At 73.4% G+C, this 9,556-nt stretch carries 7 protein-coding genes and 1 tRNA gene; 5 read left to right on the top strand and 3 right to left on the bottom strand.

Features of this window, described 5'->3' with window-relative positions; genetic code table 11:
- Nucleotides 1-815: 815 nt before the first annotated feature.
- Both ACWDRR_RS29950 and ACWDRR_RS29945 read left to right on the top strand, forming a co-directional pair.
- Entirely contained in the window at nucleotides 816-1,799 is a 984-nt protein-coding gene (locus ACWDRR_RS29950; RefSeq protein WP_449775368.1) for a GlxA family transcriptional regulator, read from the top strand.
- 211 nt (nucleotides 1,800-2,010) lie between these two features.
- Entirely contained in the window at nucleotides 2,011-2,613 is a 603-nt protein-coding gene (locus ACWDRR_RS29945) for an isochorismatase family protein (protein ID WP_449775367.1), read from the top strand.
- 150 nt (nucleotides 2,614-2,763) lie between these two features.
- On the opposite strand, the gene ACWDRR_RS29940 is transcribed toward ACWDRR_RS29945, so the two are convergent.
- Both ACWDRR_RS29940 and ACWDRR_RS29935 read right to left on the bottom strand, forming a co-directional pair.
- Nucleotides 2,764-4,644 carry a sensor histidine kinase gene (locus ACWDRR_RS29940; RefSeq protein WP_449775366.1) on the bottom strand — a complete coding sequence of 627 codons (1,881 nt, stop codon included), beginning with the start codon at nucleotides 4,642-4,644 and terminating at the stop codon, nucleotides 2,764-2,766.
- Nucleotides 4,634-5,362 (bottom strand): response regulator transcription factor, encoded by a 729-nt coding sequence (locus ACWDRR_RS29935; RefSeq protein ID WP_449775365.1) that lies wholly within the window; start codon nucleotides 5,360-5,362, stop codon nucleotides 4,634-4,636. The genes ACWDRR_RS29940 and ACWDRR_RS29935 overlap by 11 nt, the downstream gene beginning before the upstream one ends.
- 171 nt (nucleotides 5,363-5,533) lie before the next feature.
- Here ACWDRR_RS29935 and ACWDRR_RS29930 point away from each other — a divergent pair, with 171 nt between their 5' ends.
- The 3 genes from ACWDRR_RS29930 to ACWDRR_RS29920 all read left to right on the top strand — a co-directional run bounded on the left by ACWDRR_RS29930 (nucleotide 5,534) and on the right by ACWDRR_RS29920 (nucleotide 8,113).
- Nucleotides 5,534-6,454 (top strand): M28 family peptidase, encoded by a 921-nt coding sequence (locus tag ACWDRR_RS29930; RefSeq protein ID WP_449775364.1) that lies wholly within the window; start codon nucleotides 5,534-5,536, stop codon nucleotides 6,452-6,454.
- A 47-nt stretch (nucleotides 6,455-6,501) separates the two neighbouring features.
- Nucleotides 6,502-7,923 (top strand): M1 family metallopeptidase, encoded by a 1,422-nt coding sequence (locus ACWDRR_RS29925; protein ID WP_449775363.1) that lies wholly within the window; start codon nucleotides 6,502-6,504, stop codon nucleotides 7,921-7,923.
- A gap of 116 nt (nucleotides 7,924-8,039) precedes the next feature.
- Nucleotides 8,040-8,113, top strand: a tRNA-Ile gene (locus tag ACWDRR_RS29920).
- A 162-nt stretch (nucleotides 8,114-8,275) separates the two neighbouring features.
- Here the strand turns inward: ACWDRR_RS29920 and ACWDRR_RS29915 are convergent.
- On the bottom strand, nucleotides 8,276-8,917 hold the full coding sequence (locus ACWDRR_RS29915; RefSeq protein WP_449775362.1) for an HAD family acid phosphatase: 642 nt from the start codon (nucleotides 8,915-8,917) through the stop codon (nucleotides 8,276-8,278).
- Nucleotides 8,918-9,556 lie beyond the last annotated feature (639 nt).

The raw sequence follows: 9,556 nt of genomic DNA, 5'->3' as shown, positions 1-9,556 counted from the left end.
TTCGTCCTGAGCCAGGATCAAACTCTCCGTGAATGTCTGCCCGTAATCGGGCTCCACTCGCGTCGAGCGGCACGGCAACCACCGGAATAGGGCGGTCCCGCGCACTGCGTCCTCGCTAGTGTTTACTTCATAAAGGAATCTCCAACCCCGATCAGACGATCGAGGCCGGGGATGTCAACATATCTGGCGTTGACTTTTGGCACGCTGTTGAGTTCTCAAGGAACGGACACTTCCTTCGGACCGCCTTCCAGCGGGCCCTCCGGGCGCTTCGTTCTTTCGTGTTTCCAGCTTATCAGATGTTTTCCGCTCCGTTGACCGGCGCTTCGTTCATCCGATGTGCTTTCCTTCGGCCTTTCGGCGCTTCCGACTCTAGCAGATCGCTCTGCCGCGTCTTTCCGCGCTTCCGGCTTCCGGAGGCTTTGTCGAATTATCGGTCCGGGGACCTCTTCGACGTCTCGAACTCTAGCCGAACCGCGCTTCACAAAGCGAATCCGACCGCAATCGACTTAAACCCGCACAACAATTCGAGCGGAGGCGCGCCGAAGCACGACTCAGCCGAGAAGAGAGGTGGTGATCAAGAGGATTGGCCGCTCCGGGACCGTCCGCGCAATCTGCGTGTCCGGTGCTCCCTGCCGAGCGACCAGGTAACACTACCCGCCCCCGACCGCAGGGGCAAACGCCCAGGCCGGCCCGGTTCAGGGGGCTCCTCTCCGCCCCGGGGGCGCCCCGGGGGCACCACGGGGGCCCGCCCGGTGGCCGGATGTGACAGATCGCCGTCATTGCGGCCATCGAGGTGCTGCGGTGACGATGGATGCATGCCCACTCCACACCGTGTCGTCATCGCGGTCTTCCCCGACGTCGACCTGCTCGACGTCACCGGCCCGGCCGAGGTCTTCGCCCTGGCCAACCGGGAGACCGACGGCCGGGCGGGCTACGAGGTCCGCCTGGCCGGCCCCGAGGCCGGCCCGGTCGTCACCTCGGCCGGGGTGCGCCTGGTGGCGGACCTCTCCTTCGCCGAGGTGGGTGGCGCGGTGGACACCTTGCTGGTGCCCGGCGCGGTGGACCTGCACCCGGACGGTCCGGTGGCGCGGGTCGACGACACCGTCGTGGAGTGGGTGAAGGCGACGGCGCCGCACGCACGGCGGATCGCGTCGGTGTGCGTGGGAGCGCACCTGCTCGCGGCCGCCGGGCTGCTGGACGGGCGGCGGGCGACCACGCACTGGTCGACCGCGGCCCAACTCGCGTCCGAACACCCGCAGGTGAGGGTCGACGCCGACCCGATCTTCGTCCGCTCCGGCCGGGTGTGGACGGGCGCGGGCATCAGCACCTGCATGGACCTGGCGCTCGCCCTGGTCGCCGAGGACCACGGCGAGGACCTCGCCCTGGCCGTGGCCCGGCAACTGGTGATGTATCTGCGCCGCCAGGGCGGCCAGAGCCAGTTCAGCGTGCCGTTGAGCCGGCCGGCCCCGGCCCGCAGGGACATCGACGAGTTGCGCGTGTTCATCACGGAGCACCTCGACGAGGACCTGTCGGCCTCGGTGCTGGCCGGGCGGATGTGCCTCAGCGAGCGCCATTTCGCCCGGGTCTTCCGCCAGGAGACCGGCACCAGCCCGGCCGCCTATGTGGAGGCCGCCCGGGTCGAGGCGGCCCGCCGGCTGCTGGAGACCACCGACCAGCCGCTGGAGCAGATCGCGGCGGCCACCGGGGTGGGCTCGGTGGAGACCCTGCACCGGGCCTTCCGCAAGCAGATCAACACCACCCCGGCCTCCTACCGCCGCCGCTTCCGCACCACGTCCTGACCGACCCGGCCCCCGGCCACCCGGTCCCCCATTTCACTCCGACGTCCCGACCGCTCCGACGCGCGAGCCGTCACCGCTGCGGCCTCGCCATGCCATTTCCCGGTACCCGTTCTCCCGGTATTCCTCTCCTTCTTCCGTTTCTCTCTCCGGTCCCTCCGGCATATCCGCCTTCCGACCGAATCCCGCCCGACCGAAAGGACACCTCTCACCCATGTCTGCCTCCACGACCCTGCGTGACGTCATCGGCCTCGACAACACGCTGCCCCACCTCGGCGAGAGCACCCTGATCATGATCGACTTCCAGAACACCTACCGCGGCGGCGTCATGGCCCTCGAAGGCGCCGAGCCCGCCCTGGCCGCCGGGGCCCGCCTGCTCGCCGCCGCCCGCTCGGCCGGCACGCCGGTCGTCCACATCGTCAACGACGGCGGCGAGGGCACCCCCTACGACATCCGCGCCGAGATCGGGGCGATCAGCCCCGAGGTGGCCCCGATCGACGGTGAGCCGGTGATCGTCAAGCAGTTCCCCGACGCCTTCCACCGCACCGAGCTGGAGAAGACGCTGCGCGACCTGGGCGCCGGGCTCGATCTGGTGCTGGCCGGGTTCATGACCCACATGTGCGTCACCTTCACCGCCCAGGGGGCCTTCCACCTCGGCTACCGGCCCACGGTCGTCGCCGAGGCGACCGCCACCCGGTCGCTGACCGCGCCCGACGGCGGCCTCGTGCCCGCCGCCGATCTGCAGCGGGCGAGCCTGACCACCATCAGCGACCTCTTCGGCGTCGTGGTCCCCACGCTCGACCACCTCACGGTCTGACCCGACCGCCGGTGGTGGCGACCCACGGGCCCCGTCACCACCGGCAGCGCGTCACCGCTGGCTGGGCGCGCCACCGCGCGGCGCGCCACCACCGACAGCGCGTCCACCGACCCGGGCACGGCTTCAGCGGGCCTCCGGACCCTCTCCCGCTCAGCCGCCCGGCCGCCCGGACCCGAGCGGGAGGCGCACCGAGAACACCGCTCCCGCACCCGGGCTGCTGGCCACGCCGACGCTGCCGCCGTGGACCTCCGCGAGCTTGCGGACGATGGCGAGGCCGAGACCGCTGCCGCCGGTCTGCCGGTTGCGGGACTTCTCGGCCCGCCAGAAACGCTCGAACACCATCGGCAGGTCCGCCTCGGCGATGCCGCTGCCGGTGTCGGCCACCTCGATGAGCAGGGCGCCCGCGTCGGTGCGGGCCCGCAGGGTGACCGTGCCCCCGGCCGGGGTGTGCCGGACGGCGTTGGCGACCAGGTTGCCCACGGCCTGGCGCAGGCGCACCGGGTCCGCGAGGACCTCGGGGCACTCGGCCCCGGCCACTTCGACGACCAGCGTCACACCGGAGGCCTGGGCCTGGGCCCCGTGCGCGGTGGCGACCTGGCCGAGCAGCTCCTCGGCGTCCACGGGTTCGCGGTGCAGCGCCAGTTCGCCCGCGTCGGCGGCGGCGAGGTCGCGCAGGTCGTCGATGAGGTGCTGGAGCAGCAGCGCCTCCTCCAGCAGCGAGCCCGTCAGCGCCCGGTCGGCGACGGCGACGCCGTCCTCGACGGCCTCCAGCCAGCCCCGGATGTTGCTGAGCGGGGTGCGCAGCTCGTGCGCGATGTCGCCCACCATCGCCTTGCGCAGTTCCTCCAGCTGCCCGCGCCGCTCCGCCATGGCGTTGAAGGCGGCGGCCAGCCCGGCGATCTCGTTCCGGCCGGTCACGTCGACCCGGGCCGAGAGATCCCCGTCGGCCATCCTACGGGCGGCGTGGGTGAGCGCGTGCAGCGGCCGGGAGAGCCGGCGGCCGACCGCCGCGGTGACGGCCACGGTGAGGACCAGCACCAGGGCGGCGACCTCGGTGACGCGGCCGCGGTGGGTGGCGGTCAGGGCGGGGGCCGCGTCCCGGGCGGCGCCGGGGGCTCCGACGAACAGCAGCACCGGGGGTGCCACGTACTGGACGAGCTGCTGCCGGCGGGCGTTGGCGAGACAGGCGGAGATCACCTGCTCCTGCTGCGGGTCACGCGACGGGGGCCGCTTCAGCCCGAGGGGCAGGGTGACCGGGCCGATCTGCTGGCGCGCCAGGCAGGCGTTGACGAGCCCGGTGAGGTCGGCGAGGGCCGCGCTCTCGGTCCGGGTCGGGGCCTCCAGCACCCCGGGGGACGTGCAGCGCACGTCCGGGGCGCGGTCGTCGGCGGTGCGCAGGTGCGGTCGTCCGGCGGGGTCGTCGGTGACGGTCACGTCCGTACCGAGCGCCGATCGCAGGCAGGCGGCCTGCTTCAGCAGGGCCTCCTCCAGCGTCGCGCGCTCGGCCGGCGTCAACCGGAACGGGCCCACGGCGCGGGCGTCGATCCGGTCGCCGGGAGCGTCGGGCAGCATCGCGACGTCGACCGAGAGCGGGTCGACGGTGGTGGTGGGCGTGCGGGGCAGTGCCGTCCGGTCGGCGGCCGCGCCCCGGGAGTCCCCGGTGGGTGCGGCGGACCCGGCGGGCCCACCGGGTGCCGGTGGCGCGGCGGTTCGGTCCGGGGCGGCCCCGGAGTCGATGACCGGTTCGAACCGCGAGGTGGCCAGCACGATGCGCTGCCCGGTGTCGGCCGCGAGCCGCCGTACGGTCGCCTCCGCGCCGGACCAGTCGGGGTGGGTCGCGGCGTAGCCCAGCAGTTCGTCGTAGATCCGGGTGTGGTCCGCGAGGGCCTGGGTCTGCTCCTGCTTGATCGCGCCCGTGGTGGTGCGGGCGGCCAGCCAGGCCGTCGCGGCGATGGAGCAGAGGGAGACCAGGGCGGAGAGGGCGAGCAGTCGGACCAGCAGGCTACGGCGCAGCGGGGTGTCACGACGCACCGCGCGGCCCCTCCGCGAGCTTGTAGCCGATGCCGTACACCGTCAGGAGGCTGGCGGGGCGGCGCGGATGCGGTTCGATCTTGCGGCGCAGGTTCATCACATGGGTGTCGACGGTGCGGTTGGTGATGTACCGGTCGATGCCGTGCAGGTGCTCCAGCAGCTGGGCCCGGGTGAAGACCCGGCCCGGCTGGGCGGCCAGCACCTCCAGCAGCCGGAACTCGGCGGGCGTGCAGCTGACGGGCCGTCCGTGCGCGGTGACCTCGTGGCGCAGGGGGTCGACGGTGAGGGAGCCGACGGTGAGGGGCTCGGCGACGGGCGCGGCCGGTGGCCCGGGGGTCTCCGGGGGGAGCGCCCGGGCGCCGCGGCGCAGCAGGGCGCGGACCCGGGCGACGAGCTCCCGCGGGCTGTAGGGCTTGGTGAGGTAGTCGTCGGCGCCGAGGTCGAGGCCGAGCAGGAGGTCCTCCTCGGTGGTGCGGGCGGTCAGCATCAGCACCGGGAGGGCGGACTCCGCGCGCAGGACGCGGCAGACGTCGAGCCCGTCCATGACGGGCATCATCACATCGAGGACCAGCAGCTCGGCCGGGCCGCGGCGGGCCTGTTCCAGCGCGGCCCGGCCGTCGTGGACGACGACGACGCGGTGCCCCTCGCGCTCCAGGTACAGGCGGACCAGGTCGGCCTGCTTGGGATCGTCCTCGGCGACCACGACATGTGCGCACATGTGCTTGATCGTAGAGCGCGCCCGGAGGGCGTTCCGGGTGGTGGGCCGGCCGGGGGCGACGGCGGACGGGATCCGTACCGCTTCCCGACAACTTCCTGACACCGGCGGACCAGTGTGACGGTGTCAGCCGGGGCCGCGTGCCCCGGTCCCCCGTCGGAAGGTCCCCGTGCGATGCCCTCCTCCCGCCTGCTGTCCTTCACCGCCCACGTGGTCGGGGCGGTCCTGCTGCTGGCCACCGTGCCCGCCGCCGCGGCGACGGCCGGGACCGTCACGGGGGCCCGGACCCCCGCCGCGCCGACCGTGTCGGAGGAGGACGTGATGCCGCACCTGCGGGTCCTGCAGCGGATCGCCGACCGCAACGGCGGCAACCGCGCGCACGGCACCCGGGGGTACGCGGAGTCGGTGGCGTACCTGCGGCACGCGCTGGACCGGGCCGGCTTCCGCACCGAGCTGCGCCGCTTCTCCTCCGGCGGCGCGGAGGGCTACAACCTGATCGCCGACTGGCCCGGCGGCGACCCGAACCACGTGCTGCTCTCCGGCGCGCACCTGGACAGCGTCGGCGCGGGCCCGGGGATCAACGACAACGGCTCGGGCGCCGCCGCCGTCCTGACCACCGCCCTCCGGGTGGCCGAGGCCCGGCTGACGCCCGCCCGGCACCTGCGCTTCGCCTGGTGGGGGGCGGAGGAGCAGGGGCTGGTCGGTTCGGCCGACTACGTCCGCGGCCTCTCCCCGGCCGACCGGAAGGCGATCGACGTCTATCTCAACCTGGACCAGGCCGGCAGCAGGAACACCGAGCAGTGGCTCGTGGTCCACGACGACCAGCACGGGGAGACCACGGCCCAGCAGGCCTTCGAGGCCTGGTTCGCCGCCCGGGGCCTGGCCACCTTCGACATCGGGGTCGGCGGCTCGGACCACGAGTCCTTCGGGAAGGCCGGCATCCCGTCGTCCGGCTTCAGCACCGGCATCTCGGACTGCATCCACCAGGCCTGCGACGACCTCGCCAACGTCGACCCGGCGACGGAGGCGACCAGCACCAACGCGCTGATCGGCGTGGTGTGGCAGCTCGCCGCCGCCGCCCCCGCCGCCCGCTGAGCAGCCGGCCACCGCCGAGCACCGCACCCGACCCCAGGAGCCAGACCATGCGCGGACCTGTGAACCGCCGCCGCCCGACCACCACCGTGCCGGCCGTCGCCGCCGTCCTCGGCGTCTTCCTGACGGCCGTTCCCGCCTCGGCCGCCGGCGGCATCGGGGACCCGTACTTCCCCGAGGACGGCAACTCCGGCTACGACGTGGCGCACTACGACGTCCGGATCGCCTACGACCCCGCCCGCACCGACCACCTCGACGGCGACACGACCGTCACCGCCCGGGCCGTCCGGGCCCTGGACCGCTTCTCGCTGGACCTGAAGGGCTTCGAGGTCGCCGCCGTCACGGTGAACGGCGCACCGGCGAAGTCGTTCTCGCGCTCCGGCACGCACAAGCTGGACGTCGAGCCCGCCCGCCGGGTGGCCCGGGGCAGCACCTTCGACGTCCGGGTGACGTACGCCGGCCGGCCCGATCCCGAGGGCTGGCGCCCGCTGACCGGCGGCGGCGCGCACGCGGCGGGCCAGCCGCACTCCGCGACCTCCTGGTACCCGGCCAACGACCACCCCTCCGACAAGGCCACCTTCGCCCTCACCGCGACCGTCCCGGACGGCTGGACGGCCGTCGGCAACGGCCTGCCCGGGCCGACCACCCGGGAGGACGGCAGGACGACCTTCCGCTGGCACGAGGACCGGCCGATGGTCACCTACGCGAGTACGGTCGCCATCGACAGGTTCACCGTCCACCGCTCGGAGCTGCCCGGCGGCACGCCCGTCATCACGGCGTACAGCCCGGACGTCGAGATCGACCCGGCGGCGGAGGCCGAGCAGCTGAGGATCCTCTCCTTCCTGACCTCGACGTTCGGCCCGTACCCGTTCTCCTCGGCCGGCGCCGTCGTGGTCGGCTGGCCCCCGGAGCCCGGGCGCCGCGCGCTCTCCCTGGAGACGCAGAGCCGGCCCACCATCACCGGCGGCCTCTACGACTCCGCGCTCGTCCACGAGGTCGCCCACCAGTGGTTCGGCGACAGCGTGTCCTTCACCGACTGGCGCGACGGCTGCATCGCCGAGTGCTTCGCCCAGTACGCCAACCAGTTGTGGGAGGAGCACAAGGGCAGCGACAGCGACGCCGTCTACGCCGGCCTGGTGAAGGAGAACCGGGACAAGCCGTCGTACTGGTCCACCCGGCTCTACGACCCCGGCCAGGGCAAGGAGCTCGACCCCGCCCTCTACTACAAGGGCTCACTGATGCTCCACGCGCTGCGGAGGACCGTCGGCGACGCCACCTTCTTCGACACGCTCCGGCGCTGGACCCGCGACCACGCCTACGGCAACGCCTCGTTCCCGCAGTTCGAGGCGCTGGCGGCGAGGATGTCGGGCACGGACCTCAAGGGCTTCTTCGACGCCTGGGCCCACGGGACGACCATCCCCTCGCGGGAGTACCTCTACCCCGGCGCGCTGGCCCCGCTCGCCGACCGGTGACGCCGCACCCCGGGGGCCCGACCCGGACCGGTGGGGCGGGGCTCCGGGGGGGCGCCCCGGCTCGTGGGCACGGGCGCGGTGTCGGCGGTGGTAATGTTGGCGGGCAACATCGACGCGGGCCTATAGCTCAGACGGTTAGAGCGCTTCCCTGATAAGGAAGAGGCCACAGGTTCAAGTCCTGTTAGGCCCACCGATGGAACCCCCGGACTCCGGTCCGGGGGTTCACTTGTCTCTGCCGCCCCCGCCGTACCCGCGGAGCGTCCGTACCGCCCGTACCCGCGGTGCGTCCGTGCCGCCCGGGCCCGGCGCGCAGGGCGGCCCCGGGCGGCACGGGCCGCCCCGACGGGGTGGGTCAGGAGAGCAGACCGTTGTAGTCCGGCAGCTTGAACGTCCGCTCGGCGTGGCCGCCGTCCAGGTCGGTCCAGTTGTTGCCGACGCTGGCGATGATCGTGTAGCCCTCGTTCTCGACCTCGATCCGCTCGTCCGTCTTGTACCGCTGGACCGGCTTGAAGAGGTCGCACAGGTCACGCCCGTGCAGCTCGTCCACGGTGTAGCCGGCCGCGGTCAGGCTGTGCCGGCTGATCGCGTCGATGAAGTCCACTCTCGCGGTGACGAAGATGATCGCGACGCCACGCGTGCGGGCGTACTGCGCCAGCTCCACCACCGGGGCGATGCCCGACATCGCGAACGGGTGGAAGTGCGTCGCGAGCGTCGTGTTGTCGATGTCGAACACGATCGCGCGCTTCTCGTTGGCCGGCTCGGCCGTGCGCTGCTCGACGTACGCGCGGGCCGGCGCGATCGCGGCGCTGACGTCGGCCAGCCACTGGGCCTCGGTCACCGTGCCGCTGCTCGCGGCGGCAGCGGCGGCCGGCGCCTGTACCGGAGCCACCGGGGCCTTCGGCGCCACCGGGGCCGCGACCGCGGGGGTGGCGAGACCGGCGGTGATCGCGGCGGTCAGGGCTGCTGCGGCAACGAGCCGTGCCTTGATGCTCATATCGGGAACGTGGCCTTTCGTCCGAGGGTTCGTCAGTCGACGTGCTGGTGGGGGTGGTTGGCGGAGTCGGCCGCGACGACGGGCCGTGCGTGGCGGCAGGGCACCGACGGCAGGCCCTCCCGAGCGGCGTTCCGCCTCCCGCCGGCTCCGCCGCAGGCCGTGCCCAGAGTGTCAAGGGCATGCCAGGTCGCGTCCCGGCAAGAGCCGCCGCCGGAGGACCGGGGCGACCTCCGGCCGTCAGGAGACACCCCGGGCCGGGACCGCGCGGCGGGGCACCCCGCACGGCCGGACCCGGCGCCCGGGAGGGGGCGTCAGGCGCGACCCCCCGGACGCCCCTTGAAACCGGAGCCGGTACTGCTACCTCGGCGAGAACGTACTCCAGTCAACGGCGCGAGCCAATACCCGGGGGTAACAAACAGTCGGCGAGCGGGCGAACAGCAAGGGGCGGGCCGCCGCGACCGCCCCGACCGGGGCACCGGCAGCCCACCCCCGACCGTGGCGGCCGGGCCACCGTCCTTACCCGAAGCACCGGTTGACGGCCCACCGGGCGCCCGCCCGCGAACCCGGCGGCCGGCCGGCGCCACCGCGCCCGCGGTCATTGCCGCCGGAGGATCGCGGTCAGGCCGTACTCGAAGCGCT

It is taken from the genome of Kitasatospora sp. NPDC003701 (genome assembly GCF_053587085.1).
The sequence above is the reverse complement of the archived record's forward strand: the minus strand, read 5'-3'. Positions and strand labels throughout refer to the sequence as shown.

What these genes read in the sequence shown, in the direction of transcription:
- ACWDRR_RS29925 (WP_449775363.1), top strand. Translation starts at nt 6,502, where the DNA reads ATGCGCGGACCTGTGAACCGCCGCCGCCCGACCACCACCGTGCCGGCC.
- ACWDRR_RS29945 (WP_449775367.1), top strand. Translation starts at nt 2,011, where the DNA reads ATGTCTGCCTCCACGACCCTGCGTGACGTCATCGGCCTCGACAACACG.
- ACWDRR_RS29930 (WP_449775364.1), top strand. Translation starts at nt 5,534, where the DNA reads ATGCCCTCCTCCCGCCTGCTGTCCTTCACCGCCCACGTGGTCGGGGCG.
- ACWDRR_RS29915 (WP_449775362.1), bottom strand. Translation starts at nt 8,917, where the DNA reads ATGAGCATCAAGGCACGGCTCGTTGCCGCAGCAGCCCTGACCGCCGCG.
- ACWDRR_RS29950 (WP_449775368.1), top strand. Translation starts at nt 816, where the DNA reads ATGCCCACTCCACACCGTGTCGTCATCGCGGTCTTCCCCGACGTCGAC.
- ACWDRR_RS29935 (WP_449775365.1), bottom strand. Translation starts at nt 5,362, where the DNA reads ATGTGCGCACATGTCGTGGTCGCCGAGGACGATCCCAAGCAGGCCGAC.